Annotated in this window: 14 protein-coding genes; 6 read left to right on the forward strand and 8 right to left on the reverse strand. The window is 65.7% G+C overall.

Annotation, left to right across the window (positions count from 1 at the left end):
- Positions 1 to 21: 21 nt before the first annotated feature.
- The 4 genes from ACUCV0_RS06930 to ACUCV0_RS06945 all read right to left on the reverse strand — a co-directional run bounded on the left by ACUCV0_RS06930 (position 22) and on the right by ACUCV0_RS06945 (position 5,287).
- Positions 22 to 1,617, reverse strand: a complete 1,596-nt coding sequence (locus tag ACUCV0_RS06930; RefSeq protein WP_482212353.1) for an isocitrate lyase — start codon at positions 1,615 to 1,617, stop codon at positions 22 to 24.
- A gap of 595 nt (positions 1,618 to 2,212) precedes the next feature.
- Positions 2,213 to 4,240, reverse strand: a complete 2,028-nt coding sequence (locus tag ACUCV0_RS06935) for a methyl-accepting chemotaxis protein (protein WP_482212354.1) — start codon at positions 4,238 to 4,240, stop codon at positions 2,213 to 2,215.
- Between the two features lie 252 nt (positions 4,241 to 4,492).
- Positions 4,493 to 4,909, reverse strand: coding sequence for a GFA family protein (locus ACUCV0_RS06940; protein ID WP_482212355.1), 417 nt, complete (start codon positions 4,907 to 4,909; stop codon positions 4,493 to 4,495).
- A 96-nt stretch (positions 4,910 to 5,005) separates the two neighbouring features.
- Positions 5,006 to 5,287 carry a peptidylprolyl isomerase gene (locus ACUCV0_RS06945; RefSeq protein ID WP_059315677.1) on the reverse strand — a complete coding sequence of 94 codons (282 nt, stop codon included), beginning with the start codon at positions 5,285 to 5,287 and terminating at the stop codon, positions 5,006 to 5,008.
- Between the two features lie 152 nt (positions 5,288 to 5,439).
- Between ACUCV0_RS06945 and ACUCV0_RS06950 the strand changes: the two genes are divergently transcribed.
- Entirely contained in the window at positions 5,440 to 6,288 is an 849-nt protein-coding gene (locus tag ACUCV0_RS06950; protein WP_482212356.1) for a CAP domain-containing protein, read from the forward strand.
- Here the strand turns inward: ACUCV0_RS06950 and ACUCV0_RS06955 are convergent.
- Both ACUCV0_RS06955 and copM read right to left on the reverse strand, forming a co-directional pair.
- The gene (locus ACUCV0_RS06955) at positions 6,285 to 6,665 is read right to left on the reverse strand and encodes a VOC family protein (protein ID WP_174523169.1); all 381 of its coding nucleotides are present in this window, start codon (positions 6,663 to 6,665) and stop codon (positions 6,285 to 6,287) included. The genes ACUCV0_RS06950 and ACUCV0_RS06955 overlap by 4 nt on opposite strands.
- A gap of 61 nt (positions 6,666 to 6,726) precedes the next feature.
- Positions 6,727 to 7,062 (reverse strand): CopM family metallochaperone, encoded by a 336-nt coding sequence (gene copM / locus ACUCV0_RS06960; RefSeq protein ID WP_059315674.1) that lies wholly within the window; start codon positions 7,060 to 7,062, stop codon positions 6,727 to 6,729.
- A 418-nt stretch (positions 7,063 to 7,480) separates the two neighbouring features.
- On the opposite strand from copM, the gene ACUCV0_RS06965 reads away from it, so the two are divergent.
- Both ACUCV0_RS06965 and ACUCV0_RS06970 read left to right on the forward strand, forming a co-directional pair.
- A complete protein-coding gene (locus ACUCV0_RS06965) occupies positions 7,481 to 8,671 on the forward strand; it encodes a sugar transporter (protein ID WP_271655568.1) in 1,191 nt (396 codons plus the stop codon).
- A gap of 162 nt (positions 8,672 to 8,833) precedes the next feature.
- Positions 8,834 to 9,292 (forward strand): DUF4442 domain-containing protein, encoded by a 459-nt coding sequence (locus tag ACUCV0_RS06970; protein ID WP_313648225.1) that lies wholly within the window; start codon positions 8,834 to 8,836, stop codon positions 9,290 to 9,292.
- Here ACUCV0_RS06970 and ACUCV0_RS06975 read toward each other — a convergent pair.
- Positions 9,289 to 11,682: a DEAD/DEAH box helicase gene (locus tag ACUCV0_RS06975; RefSeq protein WP_482212357.1), complete on the reverse strand. Its 2,394-nt coding sequence runs from the start codon at positions 11,680 to 11,682 to the stop codon at positions 9,289 to 9,291. The genes ACUCV0_RS06970 and ACUCV0_RS06975 overlap by 4 nt on opposite strands.
- Positions 11,683 to 11,864: 182 nt before the next feature.
- On the opposite strand from ACUCV0_RS06975, the gene ACUCV0_RS06980 reads away from it, so the two are divergent.
- From ACUCV0_RS06980 to ACUCV0_RS06990, 3 genes are all read left to right on the forward strand, one after another.
- Entirely contained in the window at positions 11,865 to 13,220 is a 1,356-nt protein-coding gene (locus ACUCV0_RS06980; RefSeq protein WP_174523144.1) for a cation:proton antiporter, read from the forward strand.
- Between the two features lie 36 nt (positions 13,221 to 13,256).
- Positions 13,257 to 13,883, forward strand: coding sequence for a PAQR family membrane homeostasis protein TrhA (gene trhA / locus ACUCV0_RS06985; protein WP_313648223.1), 627 nt, complete (start codon positions 13,257 to 13,259; stop codon positions 13,881 to 13,883).
- Positions 13,884 to 14,027: 144 nt separating this feature from the next.
- On the forward strand, positions 14,028 to 14,426 hold the full coding sequence (locus tag ACUCV0_RS06990; protein WP_482212358.1) for a septal ring lytic transglycosylase RlpA family protein: 399 nt from the start codon (positions 14,028 to 14,030) through the stop codon (positions 14,424 to 14,426).
- A 6-nt stretch (positions 14,427 to 14,432) separates the two neighbouring features.
- On the opposite strand, the gene ACUCV0_RS06995 is transcribed toward ACUCV0_RS06990, so the two are convergent.
- Positions 14,433 to 15,449 (reverse strand): GGDEF domain-containing protein, encoded by a 1,017-nt coding sequence (locus tag ACUCV0_RS06995; protein WP_482212359.1) that lies wholly within the window; start codon positions 15,447 to 15,449, stop codon positions 14,433 to 14,435.
- Positions 15,450 to 15,571: the final 122 nt, after the last annotated feature.

Genomic DNA, 15,571 nt, shown 5'->3' on the forward strand with positions numbered 1-15,571 from the left:
TGTCCTCCACAGTGGCCGTGATCAATGGAATTGGTTCATGGTGTTGTCCTTGCCCGCCGCCTTGAGGGCGGCCTCGCCGGCAAAGTATTCCTTGTGGTCGTCGCCCATGTCCGAGCCGGCCATGTTCTGGTGCTTGACGCAGGCGATGCCCTGGCGGATCTCCTGGCGCTGCACGCCCTTGACGTAGGCCAGCATGCCCTCCTCGGCGAAGTAGCCCTTGGCCAGGTTGTCGGTGGACAGGGCCGCGGTGTGGTAGGTGGGCAGGGTGATCAGGTGGTGGAAGATGCCCGCCTCTCGGGCCGCATCGCGCTGGAAGCTCTGGATACGTGCATCGGCCAGGCGACCCAGCTCGGTGTCGTCGTAGTCCACGCTCATCAGCTTGGCGCGGTCGTAGGCGGAGACGTCCTTGCCCTCGGCCTGCAAGGCGTCGAACACCTGCTGGCGGAAGCTCAGCGTCCAGTTGAACGACGGGCTGTTGTTGTAGACCAGCTTGGCGTTGGGCACGACCTCGCGGATACGATCGACCATGGCCTTGATCTGGCCGACGTGGGGCTTCTCGGTCTCGATCCACAGCAGGTCGGCACCGTTCTGCAGCGAGGTGATGCAGTCCAGCACCACCCGGTCCACGCCGCTGCCGGCGCGGAACTGGAACAGGCCACTGGCCAGGCGCTTGGGCCGCAGCAGCTTGCCGTCGCGGCTGATCAGCACCTCGCCGTTGCCCAGCTGGCTGGCGTCCACCTCGTCGCAGTCGAGAAAGCTGTTGTACTGGTCACCCAGGTCGCCCGGCTGCTTGCTCACGGCGATCTGCTTGGTCAGGCCGGCGCCCAGGGAGTCGGTGCGGGCGACGATGACGCCCTCGTCCACGCCCAGTTCGAGGAAGGCGTAGCGCACCGCGTTGATCTTGGCCAGGAAGTCCTCGTGGGGCACCGTGACCTTGCCGTCCTGGTGGCCGCACTGCTTCTCGTCGGAGACCTGGTTTTCCAGCTGGATGCAGCAGGCACCGGCTTCGATCATCTTCTTGGCCAGCAGGTAGGTGGCCTCGGCGTTGCCAAAGCCGGCGTCGATGTCGGCGATGATCGGCACCACGTGGGTCTCGTAGTTGTCGATCCTGGCCTGGATGGCGGCGGCCTTGGCGTTTTCGTCGGCGCCGCGGGCGGCATCCAGCTCGCGGAACAGCATGGCCAGCTCGCGGGCGTCGGCCTGGCGCAGGAAGGTGTAGAGCTCTTCGATCAGCGCCGGGACGCTGGTCTTCTCGTGCATGGACTGATCGGGCAGCGGGCCGAATTCCGAGCGCAGCGCGGCGATCATCCAGCCGGACAGGTAGAGGTAACGACCCTGGGTGCTGCCCAGATGCTTCTTGATGGCGATCAGCTTCTGCTGCCCGATGAAGCCGTGCCAGCACCCCAGCGACTGGGTGTAGGCGCTGCTGTCGGCGTCGTAGGCAGCCATGTCCCGGCGCATGATGGCCGCGCAGTGGCGGGCGATGTCGAGACCGGTCTTGAAGCGATTCTGCAGACGCATCCGCGCGGCATATTCCGGATTGATGGCGCTCCAGTGTTTGCCGGCAGTGGTCTTGAGGGCGGCGATGGCCTGAACGTCGTTCTCGTAAGCGGACATGAGTCGATCCTTCTCGATGAGGTTGGCTTGGGTACCAGTCTTTTCCCAACGTCTGGCAGCGGGGTGGCGGTTGCCACCCGGATGCCAGTCGCGAAGGCGAAAGGTCAGCCCAGCTGTCGAGTCATGTCGCCGTACGTACCTGCATGGATCCGGACGTCACCTCTGGCGACGCTGCCTCGAGCAGCGCGGCATTTCAGTCGTCTTCTCTTGTAGTGCCTCTTGAGCATCACTACGCAAGACGGCCCGAGGGTCACCCGGAGCCCAGGCGCGACCCGCATGGATAGGGGGTTCGCGTCCGGTGCAGCTAGAGATTTGCAGGAGATGAGCACGTCGTCAACCGTGTTTTGTAGTGCTTTCGTATAAGAACTACAAAAGTCGTAGAGGCGGCCAGGAGCGGGTTTGGGGCGTCTATTGCTGACCCATTGGTCGCCGGATTGAGCAAAATAGGGCCGCAAGCCATGGCACTGGCCGTGACCTTGCGGTCACTCGGAAGGTGATCCAAGGGGTTCCGGTATCTGCCTCTGGCGAGAGGCAGAGGCAGGCAAAGGCGGCGGGACTTACCGGTCAGTACCGACGAACGGTAAGTCCCTTTGGCTCAAGGTGCCGTGGCGGCGGTGAGGCCGGTCAGGGTGTCGGCGATGTCCTTGGTGCGGTGGGAGGTCTGGGCGGTGAGGCGGCCGGACTCGCGCAGGGCGGCGAGCAGATCCTGCAGCGAGCCCACGTCCTTGGCCTGGCCGGCGATATGGGCGCCGACCTCGCTGATGGCGCGGGACAGCTGGTCGATGTCGGCTCCGATCTCGGCCGCGTTCTTGTGGGTGATGGCCGCGAGGTTGCGCACCTCGTCGGCCACCACCGCGAAGCCCCGGCCGCTCTCGCCGGCGCGCGCCGCCTCGATGGCGGCGTTGAGCGCCAGCAGGTTGGTCTGGCCGGCGATCTGCTGGATCACCTGGACGATGGACTGGATGCGCAGGCTCGACTGGCTCAGCTCGTTGGCGCTGCGGACCACGTCCTCGGCCTGATCGGTGAGGTTTTGCACGGTGCTATCGGCCTGCCGGGTGACTTCGCCCTGCTGCAGGATGTTGCCCGTCAGGTCGTCCATGCTGCTGTGCAGCTCGCCGGAGTAGTGCCGCAACTGTTCGCCGATCTCCTGGCGGCTCTGATGCGCCTGGCGCAGGACCTGGCCCAGATCGGCGAGGCCGCCGAATACGGCCTGAATGGAGTCGTCGAGGCCCTGGGCATCCACGATGCCGGTGAAGTTCTGCCGCTTGAATTCGTCGATCTGGTTGACGACCACCTGGCTCAGGCCCGCCAGCTTCTTGATCTGTCGACGCAGGAAGAAGGCCTTGAATTCGCCATAGTGGGCGGCGAAGTTGTCGATGTAGTTGTCGCGGAAGGGCGCACCTTCGGGAGTGCGGAAAAAGAACACCGCGGTGAGGGTCTGGTTGAGGTTCAGGCCGAGGATCTCGCCAAAGGTGGAAAAGCCCACCACTGGCGTCTGGCCGAACACCTCGCCCATGCGCGGCAACTCGGCGCCATTGTTGGCGCGGCGCAGGATGCAATCGTTGAGTACCCCCACCAGCGGGGTGCCGCTCTTGCCCTGCAGGAAGCGCGCGAAGTCCTGGCGGGTGGTGTCCACCAGGGAGGTGCGCTTGACCATCACCAGCTCTTCGCCGGGCGCCACGTCGCAGAACAGGTGGATGCGTTCGCGCTCGTAGTCGATGCGGGCGATGGAGCGGACGAACAGCTCCTCGCCGACGCGGATGGCGAAGGAGTAGTCCGCCAGGCGTTGCTCCAGCTGGTCCGCGCGGCAGCTCAGGGCCTCGCAGAGGGCGGCCACCATGCTGTTGATCTGGCCACGGCTGTCGACCACCTGACTGATGTAGCGCTCTTCCAGGGACGCGGTGAGAACGTTGAGGCTGAGCGGGGTGGCGCTGAAATTCTGGCTCTTGAACACCCCGAAGCGGGCGTTCTTGGCCATTTTCAGAAAGACCAGCTGGGCGTGGTTTTCATAGGCCTTGCGGCCGTCGTGCAACAGCGTCTGGCGAAAATCGCCCTTGCCGCCGGCGGAGCCGCCGACGAACAGGCAGGGGAAACGGCCGGACTCGTACAGCGCCTCCATGAAAAAGGATTCCGAGGCGGACAGGCCGTCGAACAGCAAGAAGGCCAGGGTATCGCGGTGATCGATGGGCGTGCGTACCTGCAGGCGCTTGAGCGATTCGGTCAGGCGGGCGAGGCGCTCCTTCATGCTGCGCCGCGGTCCGCCACGGCGGATGTCCTCGCTGTCCAGCGGAACGTGCACGACCTCGGCCGAGGCGATGACCGAGGCGTCGAAGAATTGCAGCACCAGCCGGTCCCAGGCGCCATCGGCGGCGCAGTACAGCCGCTGTTCGCTGCCGCAGAGTTCGCCGGAGGTGGTACACAGGCTGATAGAGGCTTCGGGATAGCGGGCCACCAGCTGCCGGGCGATGGCGTCCAGGTCCAGGTGCGGCGATACGAACCCGGTGATGAAGGTGGGCTTGAGGGCGACGCCGCCAAGGCGGTCGCTCAGTTCACGTGCGGTGCAGGTCAGGCTGAACACGCCGCTGCTGCTCGTGCGGGCGCCTAAGCGTTGTAGAAACCCCATGATTGTTCCTCTTGTGGGCAGACTGGGAAAGGAGCTCACAGAGGCATCGGCGCCTTTGGCGGTGGCTTGATAGGGGTGTGCGCCCAGGCCGCAGGCGTGCGGCTGCGCTGGGGCGGAGGTGGCGACGAAGCCGAGGCTCTGGCACGAGCCTTGGCGCGCTAAGGGAAGTGCCGGGCGCCTTCAAGGAGCCCCGGTCGAGGCGACCAGTGGTCGCAGTTGACGCCGACCGGTGGTGGTAGCGCTAGGCTTGCGCTACTGGCCGTGCTCGGCGAAGGCCTCGGCGCCGGTCAGCCGGCGGCGCGAATGGGCGAAGCAGTACCAGGCCGGCTGTTCCTCGATGAAGATCTCGCTGTCCAGCAACCAGTCCTCGCCGTCGAGCAGGCCCACCGGAATGGCGTAGTGTGGCTCCGCCTTGAGGCGGTAGAACAGGTGGGTGCCACAGTGGCGGCAAAAGCCGCGCTCTGCCCAGTCGGATGAGGCATGGACGGCCAGGGCGTCGCCACCGCTGATCAGGGGCGGCTCGGCGCATTCCACCGCCAGCAGCGGACCGCCGCTCCAACGGCGACAGGTACGGCAATGGCAGGCCGAGACCTCGGGGGTAGCGATACGGCAGTCGAACTGGACCGCGCCACAGAGGCACTGGCCGTGACGGGAGAGCGGAAGGGGCATGGGGCTATCCTCGCGAGACGGTAGCTCTGCAGGATAGTCGGTCAGGCAGGAAACGCAGGGATGGCGCTCTCGCTACGGACGAGAGCGCGGGCGAGATCAATCCTCGCGGCTGGTGACTTCCACCAGGTGATAGCCGAACTGGGTCTTTACCGGACCCTGGACCTGGTTCAGTGGCGCGCTGAACACCACGGTGTCGAATTCCTTGACCATCTGGCCCGGGCGGAAGGTGCCCAGGTCGCCGCCCTGACGGCTGGAGGGGCAGCTGGAGTTGTCCTTGGCCACCTGGGCGAAGTCGGCGCCCCCTTCGATGGCGGCTTTGAGTTCGTTGCACTTGTCTTCGCTGGAAACCAGGATGTGGCGGGCAGAGGCTTTGGCCATGGGAGAGACTCCTGTTGAATGAGCGGGCGAGCCTACTCCAATCACCCTTGCAAGCAAACTGCCATCCGTTCCTCGGCTGACGGGCCGTTTGGGTTGCGCCTCGGGTTCAGGGCGGGTAAATAGCGCTTCCCTCTTTTCGGATCGGCCCGCGCATGCCTCGCTTTCTTGCCTTTTCCCTGCTGCTGACCACGAGCCTGCTGACCGATGCCGCGCTGGCGGCGACGCCCGAGGAGGCACGGCTGGTCAGCCTGATCAACGCCTATCGCGCTGCGCCCCAGGGCTGCGCCGGCATGCGCGCGGCCGCGCCCCTTGCCGCCGACAATCGCCTGGCCGCCGTACGGCTGACCGGACGGGATCGCCTGCAGAGCGATCTGCGCGCCGCGGGTTACCAGGCGTCCGCGGTGCAGGTGATCATGCTGGCGGGCGCGCCCACGGCCCAGGCGGCCATGGCCGGGCTGCGCCAGCAGTATTGCCGGCCGCTCGCCAGCAGCGACTATGCCCAGATTGGTGTGAGTCAGCAGGGGCCACGCTGGCAGCTGGTGCTGGCGCGTCCGGTGGTGAGCGCCGGATTGGGCGACTGGCAGACAGCCGGCAAGACCGTCCTGGCCGAGGTCAATCGCGCCCGTGCCCAGGCCCGCACCTGCGGCACCCGGCGCTTCGCCGCCACCACGCCGCTACGCTGGAATCCGGCCTTGGCCAATGCTGCCCTGGCCCACAGCCAGGACATGGCCGGCCGCGACTACTTTTCCCACACGGCGCCCGGCGGCGGCACCGTGGCCGAGCGGGTGGCCAAGCAGGGCTATGGCTGGACCCGTATCGGCGAGAACATCGCCGCCGGCGCCGGTTCGGTCACCCAGGCCATGCAGGGCTGGTTGGCCAGCCCGGGGCACTGCGCCAATCTGATGAATCCGGAGTTCACCGAGATGGGGGCGGCCTACGCCCTGAATCCGCGCAGCACCCATAGCCTCTACTGGACCCAGGTGTTCGGCCGGCCGCGCTAGGTCTGGTATTCGGCGATCTCGATGAGGTTGAGATCGGGATCGCGCACATAGACCGAGCGGATCGGTCCGGTCGCGCCGGTCCGCGCCACCGGGCCTTCCAGGATCGGCCAGCCTTCGCGCTGGAGGTGGGCGATCACGGCGTCCAGCGGCTGGCGGGCGATAAAGCAGAGGTCGAGCGCGCCCGGCACCGGCAGGTGCGCCTTGGGTTCGAATTCATGGCCCCGCTCGTGCAGATTGATCTTCTGGTTGCCATAGCGCAGGGCCTTGCGCCCCGTACCGAATACCTCCAGGCGCATGCCCAGCACCCGGGTATAGAAATCCTCGCAGGCGGCGAGGTCCACCGTGGTCAGGACCAGATGATCCAGGTGATCGATCAGCATGGGAGTCTCCGCGACAGGACTGGCCTTTCACTGTGCCAGTCCCGCACGCGGTGCACCATTACTTGCCGTGGGCCTTGATCCAGCGATTGAGCTGATCGATTTCCGTTTGCTGGGCCTGAATGATGTTTTCGGCCAGCGTGCGCATCTCCGGGTCCTTGCCGTGCTGGAGCTGGTAGCGGGCCATGTCGACGGCGCCCTCGTGGTGGGCCAGCATGCCCTTGGCGAAGGCCAGGTCAGGATCCTTGGCCTTGAGGCCTTCTTCCATGCCCTGATGCATGGCTTCCATGCTCTTCTGCATGTCCTGGTGGGCCTGGTGGTCGTCCTGGGCGGCACTGGCGAAACCACTGGCCAGGAGGGTGAGGGCGAGCAGGGTGGTGGGAAGGGCAATACGCATGGGGAAGGCTCCTGAACTGGCTGACGTTGCCGAGGCTAGAGCTTGCCCCTGGGGCAAGGTCAATCGCCGGACCTGTCTCGCTGGGAGCCCCGTCGCAGGAAAAGGTTTCGCGATGTTTTGTCGCACCGCCAGGTCGGTTGCGTGCGGCGCCACGGCAGCAAAAACGCCGCCGCTCAGGGAGTTGAAGCCGCTGCCTGGCGCCACGGCCTGACCTGCGCGCAACTGCGGACGGTTGTGGTGGTCCGAAACGACAGCGTAGAATTTTTACTACATCCAATTCCAATCTTCCCTACAGCAGACTTCTCGCTCGCGACCCCAGCGTCGCAGGCGGGCAATGCCTTTGCTTGTGGGTTTCTGTCGTCGGCTCCCTGACCGGGAGTCACGGTCCACCCTTTCGCTCTGGAGTAGAAGACCTTCCATGGATGCTACCGCCGAAGCCCGGAAATCCAGCTGGTCCGGTGTCATCGCCCTGGCCCTGGCCGCCTTCATCTTCAACACCACGGAATTCGTGCCGGTGGCGCTGCTCAGCGACATCGGTCGCAGCTTCGACATGCGCCCGTCTCAGGTCGGGCTGATGCTGACCATCTATGCCTGGGTGGTCGCTCTGATGTCGCTGCCGATGATGCTCGCCACCCGTGCCATCGAGCGCCGGCGTCTGCTGATGTTCGTCTTCGCGGTGTTCATCCTCTGCCATGGCCTCTCCGGCGTGGCCTGGAGCTTCGAGGTGCTGGTGGCCAGTCGCATCGGCATTGCCTTCGCCCATGCGGTGTTCTGGTCGATCACCGCCTCGCTCGCCGTGCGCATCGCACCGGCCGGCAAGCAGACCCAGGCCCTCGGCCTGCTGGCCACCGGCACCTGTCTGGCCATGGTGCTGGGCATCCCGCTGGGCCGGGTGTTGGGTGAGCTGCTGGGTTGGCGCTACACCTTCGTCGCCATCGCCGCCCTCGCGGTGGGCACGGTGCTCTGGCTGGCGCGCAACCTGCCGTTGCTGCCCAGCGAGAACTCCGGCTCCCTGGCCAGCCTGCCGGTGCTGTTCAAGCGGCCGGCGCTGCTGTGCATCTACCTGCTCACGGTGCTGGTGGTAACCGCCCACTTCACCGGCTACAGCTACATCGAGCCGTTTGCGGTGGAAGTGGCGGGGATGGGCGGCATGCAGATCACCGCCTTGCTGCTGCTGTTTGGCGGCTCCGGGGTGATTGGCTCGCTGCTGTTCAGCCGCTACAGCCTGAGATTCCCCAATGGTTTCCTGATCATCGCCATCGGTGGTATCGCCTTGTCGCTGCTATTGCTGCTGCCCTTCGCCTGGAAGGACTTCATGCTGGAGGGGCTGAGCGTGATCTGGGGTGTCGCCATCATGAGTTTCGGCCTGGCGCTGCAATCCAAGGTACTGGCCCTGGCCAAGGACGCCACCGACGTGGCCATGGCGCTGTTCTCCGGCATCTACAACGTCGGTATCGGCGGGGGCGCCCTGCTGGGTAGCGTGGTGGGCTCCCAGGTCGGCATGCCCTATATCGGCCTCGTGGGCGGCAGCCTGGCGGTGGCTGGCCTGCTGTTCGCGGTGTTCATGACCCGTCGCTATGCCGAGCAGCTCAACGCCAATCCGCTGTGATGGGCCAGGGCGCCTCGGCTGTTTCGAGGCGCCCTGGACCGCGCGACTAGCGAGTCGCGAACTGTCTGCCGGGCCGTGCCCGCCTGCCATGGAGCGACCCGAGGTGACGCGCTAAGCTGCGGGGCACCTGGCGCTTCAGCCAGGCTGCCGGATGCGCCTGCCATGAATCGACTGCTGTTCAATCTCTTCGCCTGGACCAAGATACCCATCGCCAAGATCGCCGGCTTGCGCCTGCGTCACCTGGACGCCACCGGCTGCCAGATGCAGGTCACCCATGGCTGGCTGAACCAGAATCCCTTCAAGAGCATGTTCTGGGCGGTGGAAGGCATGGCCGCGGAATTTTCCACCGGCTTGCTCGCCGACCTGCATATCCGCCGCTCCGGCCAGCGCTTCGCCATGCTGGTGGTGGCGATGAGCGCCAGTTTCACCAAGAAGGCGGTGGGCACCATCGTTTTTCGCTGCGACCAGGGCGCGGTCATCGCCGCGGCCCTGACCCGGGCACGGGAGACAGGCGAGCCGCAGGCCGTCCAGTTGCGTAGCGTCGGCACCGATGAAAGCGGCGAGCAGGTGGCCGAGTTCTTCTTTACCTGGAGCTTCAAGGCGCGGACGCCGGCGGCCTAGCGCCCGAAGCGTCCACCTTGGCGTTCGCCACGTCCCTGGCGCCTGCCACCCTTGCCCTGGCCTTTCTCCTGTCCACGCGGCCGGCGGCGGCGCGACAGCTCGCGGGTGATGGCGTCGTTGAGCAGGTCGCGATGATCCTGGCCGCGTTCCAGTGCGGGAAACAGTTCAGGCAGACTGCGCGCCAGGTGCAGATAGGTCTCCACCACGTGCAGGGCGCTTTCCAGTCCGGCGAGATCGGTACCCATGGGAATGCGCGGCAAATCCACCGGCTCGCCGCGGGCGACCATGCGCAGCCAGCGCTGGGCCTGGCCACTGGCCGGGCCCTCCAGGCCGCCGCGGATCGGCGTGCAGGCGAAGATCCAGCGCAGCTGGAAATCGATGCCGGGCAGGTCGATCAGCTTGATCCACTCGGCCAGTTCATCGGGGAGCACCGAGACGAAGGCATCGCCGTAGTTGATGTTGCGGTTGAAGGTCAGCCAGGTGCGCAGCAGGCTGGGCTCCTCCATGAAGTCGGACAGGGCGCGGAGATGTTCCAGGCTCGGTCGCACCTGGAACTGGTGCAGGTCCACCGGATCGTCCGGGCTGTGGAACAGCCGCTTGATGTTACGCAGCACATGGGGTTCCAGCGCGGTGATCTCGCCCTCGGCATGATGGCCGAAACGCCCGGCGCGACCGCCGATCTGCTTGACCTCCTGCACCCGCAGCGGGCGATTCTGCACCCCGTCGAATTTCTCGTCGGTATAGAAGCACAGGGTATGGGCGGGTAGGTTGAGGCCCATGCCCACCGCATCGGTGGCCACCATGATCTCGGTCTCGCCTTCGCGGAAGCGCCGCGCCTGTTCACGACGCACCTCCGGGGAGAGGGCGCCATAGACCACCGAGACCCGACGGCCGGCCATCTCCAGCAGGCCCTTGAGCTCCAGCACCACTCGCCGGCTGAAAGCCACCAGCAGCGACCCGGGTTCCAGGCGCTCCAGGGCGGTGGCATGGCGCGCCACCGTGACCGGCGACAGGCGCTTGGTGGGCTTGATCTCCAGGCGGTCCTCGCACAGGTCGCAGAGGGTGCGCAGCGAGGGTTCGATCAGCGCCGGGCCGGTCATCAGCAGGCGTTTGGTATGGGCGCTGACCAGGGCATCGACCCAGGCCCAGCCGCGTTGCGGATCTGCCAGCATCTGCACCTCGTCGACCACCACCACCTCCCATTGCTGGCGCCGGAAGCGGGCGAATTCCTCGACGGTGCAGCAGAAGTGGGTGGCGCCCGGACGAATGATCTCTTCCTCACCAGTCACCAGGGAGCAGGGCACGCCGAGGGATTCCAGGCGCTCCTGGTTCTCCAGGGCCATCAGCCGCAGCGGTGACAGGTAGATGGCGTGGGTCACCGCCGCCATGGCCTCGATGGACCTGTGGGTCTTGCCGCTGTTGGTGGGGCCGAGCAGGGCGGTCCAGGTGCGGGTCAGGCGCCGGGCCGGATAGTTCTGGTGGTACTGGCCGAAGCGCGGGTTGTTTTCCAGCAACACGGCGAAGGCCATCTTCTCGCGCTGCTGGGTCACGGCATGGCGCAGGGCCCGACGCAGCTTGTCGGCCTCCAGACGCATCAGCTCCTGCAGGCGCGGCGTGCCGAGCTGGTGCAGATCGAAGTCCAGGGCATCGGCTTCGCTCACCAGCACGGCGAAGCGCTCGCGCAGTTCCCGCTCGGCCTCCGCCTTGAGCGCGGCGACATCGGCGTCGCCGAGCAGGCGCCCCTGATTGGCCGCCAGGCGCCGGGGGATCTCCAGGCGGATGTCCTCGTGGGTCAGCACCACGTTGAACCTCAGTTCGTGGCGCGTCTCGTTGAGCACCTCCACCGCGCGCGGCAGGAAGTCGTCCAGGCGGATCAGGGCCTGAGGCACCCGCTCCAGCACACGTTGGCGATCTTCCTCGGCCATCTCGGCGAAGGGCGCTGCCATCACGCCAAGCCGCTCGCGCACGCTCGCACCCAGGCGTTGCCGTACCGCGGCCTCGAATCCGGTCGCGGAATCGCTTTCCGCCAGCTGCAGCGCCCAGTGAGGTTCGAGCAACTCGCTCGCTGCGCCACCCGTGAAGAGTTTCTCGCTGCCGAAGATATCCACCGGATAGCCAAAGGTCTTGCCCGCTCCGAGCAGGGCCTGGCCCAGCAGGGTATCGGGATCGGGCGTGCTGCCAGCCGCTACCGCGGCAGCTTCGTCCAGACCCAGCCAGAACGCCTTGGCGATGCGCCCCAGGTGCGGCAGGGGATAGCCCGCGTAAGGCTTGAACCAGAGTTCCTGGTGCTGCTGCTTGGCAGTGAAGGTCGCGTGGGTGCGGCTGGCCCAGTCGAGGAATAGCTGCAGGCGGTCGAGACGGCGTTGCTTGCGGAGGCGGTGATCGCTCATGCGGGAAGAGGCTTTCCGTGGAGGGACTGTAAGGCATGGGACCCCGGTCAGGGCCTTGGGGTCACTGCAGGGCACGCCATTCGGCAGATAGGCGGCACTGTGGCGGCCTTGGCGCAGTCTCCATCAGGAAGGTGGCGCCCGCCACCGGCTCTTCCTCTCCTGTTCTGGATCACGCTACCCACATGACTTTTCTCGTCTGGGTTGGGGTATTGGGATCGCTATTGATGATCCTGGCCCTGACCTCCGCTTATCTCCGTTGGCTGCCGGTGACCACCTCGGTGGTCTGCCTGGCCTTTGGCATGCTCATCAGTCCCATCGGCCTGGGCCTGGCCGAGGTCGACTTCCAGCAGTCGGCGAACTGGATCGGCCACCTCACCGAGGTGGCGGTGCTCTTCTCGCTGTTCGTCAGCGGCCTCAAGCTGCGGCTGTCGTTCCGTCGCTCCTCCTGGCACGGTGCCTACCTCCTGGCCGGGCCGGTGATGGTCCTCAGCATCGCCGGGGTCTGCCTGGTCGCTCACTATCTGCTCGGCCTGCCCTGGGGCGTGGCCCTGCTGATCGGTGCCATCCTCGCGCCTACCGATCCGGTGCTGGCCGGCCTGGTACAGGTCAACCACGCCCAGGATTTCGACCGGGTGCGCTTCGGCCTTTCTGGTGAGGCCGGCCTCAACGACGGCACGGCCTTTCCCTTCGTGCTGCTCGGTCTGCTGCTGCTGCAACATGGCGAGCCCCAGTGGGGCTGGACCCTGGAGTGGTTCCTGAAAAGCGTGCTCTGGGCGGTACCGGCGGGCCTGTTGCTGGGCTACACCATGGGCAAGGGCGTGGGCCGGTTGATGATCTACCTGCGTACCCGGCACGGTGACAGCACCATTTCGCCCAACGACTTCCTCGCCCTGGCGCTGATCGCCCTGTCCTATGTGCTGGCCGACGAGATCGGCGGCTACGGTTTTCTCGCGGTGTTCGCCGCCGGGCTGGGCCTGCGCCAGGCCGAGGTGCAGACCTCCGGCAATGCGGAAATCCCTTCCGAACAACTGGCGCAGCCGGTGATCGGGCATCTCACCGGCGCGCCGGAGCATGCCACGGTGGCCAAGGCGGACGATCTCGAAGAGCCCAAGATGGCGGCCGGCGTGATGATGGGCGACATGCTCGCCTTTGGCAGCCTGGTGGAGCGCTCCTTCGAAGTGCTGCTGGTCACCCTGCTCGGCGTGGTGCTCATCACCCACTGGGACAGCCGCGCCCTGCTGCTGGGTGCCTTGCTGTTCGCCGTGATCCGGCCGCTGGGGGTAGCGACCATGCTGCCCTTCACCCGTATCGAGCGGCATCAGGGGGCGCTGATCGGCTGGTTCGGCATTCGTGGAATCGGTAGCCTGTATTATCTGTGCTACGCGCTCACGCATCATGTCACGGCCGACTGGGCCGGGACCATCGTCGACCTGACGCTGTCGGTGGTAGCCCTGAGCATCGCGGTACATGGGGTTTCCATCCAGCCACTGCTCGACCGTTATGAGCGCCTCACCGCCCGTCGCGAGGGCTCAGGCTGAGCCTGAGTCACGGTGCGACCCTGACCTGGAGGACGCATGTATCACGGCGAACGTCTCAATGCCTGGACCCACCTGGTCGGTGCGCTGCTGGCGCTGGCCGGGGCCATTACCCTGGTGGTGCTGGCCAGCCTGCAGGGCGATCCCTGGCGCATCGTCAGCGTGGCCATCTACGGGGTCGCGCTGGTGATCCTCTACAGTATTTCGACCCTCTACCACAGCGTGAAGGGACGGGCGAAACGCCTGTTGCAAAAGCTCGATCACCTGTCTATCTACCTGCTGATCGCCGGCAGCTACACGCCGTTCTGCCTGGTGACCTTGCGCGGGCCCTGGGGCTGGACGCTGTTCGGCATCGTCTGGGGCCTGGCCCTGGTCGGGATGGCGCAGGAGCTCAAGCCCCGCTCGGAAGCGCGCATCCTGTCGCTGGTGATCTACGCCGTCATGGGCTGGATCGTGCTGGTGGCGGTGGGGCCGCTGCTGGATCGCCTGGGCGGCGAAGGCTTCGCCTGGCTGGCAGCCGGCGGCGTGCTCTATACCGTCGGCATCCTGTTCTTCGTCTTCGACGATCGTTTTCGTCACTGGCACGGCATCTGGCATGGCTTCGTCATGGCCGGCAGCGCGCTGCACTTCGTCGCCATCCTCAGGTACGTGCTACCGACGCCCTAGCCTGGTCTTGAGGGGCTCGTCACAGATATGGCGGCCTATGGCCATCGGTGGCGAACCCTTGGGTGGCTGTTTGGTTCTCAGATAGCTGAACCCATTCCCAGTGCGTTGCTTTCCCCAAAACGAAGAAGAAGAGGAAGGTGAAACGTGTTCAGCAGCCCCAGATTTCTTGTATTGCTCCTGTTGCTCGCCTGCACGGCCTGCCAGGAAAAGGATGCCAAGACCGTCGCCGCGCCCATCAAGAAGGAAGCCAGCTTCGAACAGCGCGGCAAGGCCTCCTTCTATGCGCGCAAATTCCATGGCAAGGAAACCGCCAGTGGCGAGACCTTCAACAACAATGAACTGGTTGCCGCCCACAAGACCCTGCCGCTTGGCACCCGGGTCAAGGTGACCAACCTGGAAAACGATCGCGCCGTCGTCGTACGCATCAACGACCGTGGGCCCTATATCCGTGGACGCATCATCGACCTCTCGCGTGCCGCTGCCCGGCGAGTGGACATGGTCGAGGATGGCACCACGGCGGTGAAGGTGGAAAAACTGGAGTAGAGCGCCTCAGGCAGCCCAGACTGCCTGATCCTTGCCCTGTCGCTTGGCCCGATAGAGACTTTCGTCCGCTCGCCGTAGCAGGTCGCTCAGCGATCCGTTTGGCTCCAGACGCATCACTCCGGCGCTGAAGGTGATGCCCAGGGGGGCGGCCTCGGCCAGCCGCGTCTGCAGGGTACCCAGCAAGGTACGTACCCGGGCATCGTCCTGTCCGCGAATCAGCAGGCCAAACTCCTCGCCACCCAGCCGACCACCTTGCAATGCCGGATCGAGCTGGTTGATCTCCCGGGCCGTGGCGATCAACACCTCATCGCCCACCTGGTGGCCGTACTGGTCGTTGATCTCCTTGAAGTTGTCGATGTCGAGCATGATGAAATGGCCGGGTGTGTCCTGGCTCGCCGCCAGCGCGGCCTCTACCTCGCGTAGGAGCTTGCGCCGATTGGCGATCCTGGTCAGCTCGTCCGTTTCCGCCAGCAGGCGATAGCGCTCCTTGAGGCTGAAGGTCCGGCGCATTCCCTGGCTGCTGGCATGGTTGTAGGCGATGCCGATGGCCAGGGCCACCGCCAGCAGCAACCCAACCAGAGGACCGGGCATGGCGGCTGGCACCAGCTGGTCCTGGCCGACGAAGAGGATGAATAGCGTGCCCAGCAGGGTGAGCAGGTAGTGGGAGAGGCGATAGGTCAGGCCACAGGTACCCAGGCCGAAGACCAGGGCGACGGGCAGATTCCAGTAGAGACCCGCGTCACCCGCATCGTTGATCTGGATCCGAAAGGCGAAGGCGAGCGCCCAGATGTTGCCGGTGAAGGCCAGACTCATCAACCGAGCGCTGCGCACCACGCTGAGCAGGGCGCTGACGCCCAGTAGCAGCAACATCACCGCGAAATAGCGTGGCTTGTAAGGGCTGCCGATCAGAGGATTGCTCAACAGGCTCAGCGGCCACATCACCAGCATCAACGGCTGCAGCACCAGCAGAGGCGTGCGCAGCACTCGCCTGACGTGCAGCTCGTAACGGTTTTCGTCGTCCATCTGGTTCTCGGAGGGGGTGCTGAGGAGGGCTGCAAGTGGGAGGCCGGGTGGCGTCAGCCTATCGGCCGATAGGCTGACTACTTTAATGGCCAGGGGCCACTATCCGCTGAGTGGCGGCACAT

It is taken from the genome of Pseudomonas sp. VMV1, from assembly GCF_056790235.1.

Excerpts from the sequence above, each read along its gene's own strand:
- ACUCV0_RS06930 (WP_482212353.1), bottom strand. The coding sequence starts at position 1,617 with ATGTCCGCTTACGAGAACGACGTTCAGGCCATCGCCGCCCTCAAGACC.
- ACUCV0_RS06935 (WP_482212354.1), bottom strand. The coding sequence starts at position 4,240 with ATGGGGTTTCTACAACGCTTAGGCGCCCGCACGAGCAGCAGCGGCGTG.
- ACUCV0_RS06940 (WP_482212355.1), bottom strand. The coding sequence starts at position 4,909 with ATGCCCCTTCCGCTCTCCCGTCACGGCCAGTGCCTCTGTGGCGCGGTC.
- ACUCV0_RS06945 (WP_059315677.1), bottom strand. The coding sequence starts at position 5,287 with ATGGCCAAAGCCTCTGCCCGCCACATCCTGGTTTCCAGCGAAGACAAG.
- ACUCV0_RS06950 (WP_482212356.1), top strand. The coding sequence starts at position 5,440 with ATGCCTCGCTTTCTTGCCTTTTCCCTGCTGCTGACCACGAGCCTGCTG.
- copM (WP_059315674.1), bottom strand. The coding sequence starts at position 7,062 with ATGCGTATTGCCCTTCCCACCACCCTGCTCGCCCTCACCCTCCTGGCC.
- ACUCV0_RS06965 (WP_271655568.1), top strand. The coding sequence starts at position 7,481 with ATGGATGCTACCGCCGAAGCCCGGAAATCCAGCTGGTCCGGTGTCATC.
- ACUCV0_RS06970 (WP_313648225.1), top strand. The coding sequence starts at position 8,834 with ATGAATCGACTGCTGTTCAATCTCTTCGCCTGGACCAAGATACCCATC.
- ACUCV0_RS06975 (WP_482212357.1), bottom strand. The coding sequence starts at position 11,682 with ATGAGCGATCACCGCCTCCGCAAGCAACGCCGTCTCGACCGCCTGCAG.
- ACUCV0_RS06980 (WP_174523144.1), top strand. The coding sequence starts at position 11,865 with ATGACTTTTCTCGTCTGGGTTGGGGTATTGGGATCGCTATTGATGATC.
- trhA (WP_313648223.1), top strand. The coding sequence starts at position 13,257 with ATGTATCACGGCGAACGTCTCAATGCCTGGACCCACCTGGTCGGTGCG.
- ACUCV0_RS06995 (WP_482212359.1), bottom strand. The coding sequence starts at position 15,449 with ATGGACGACGAAAACCGTTACGAGCTGCACGTCAGGCGAGTGCTGCGC.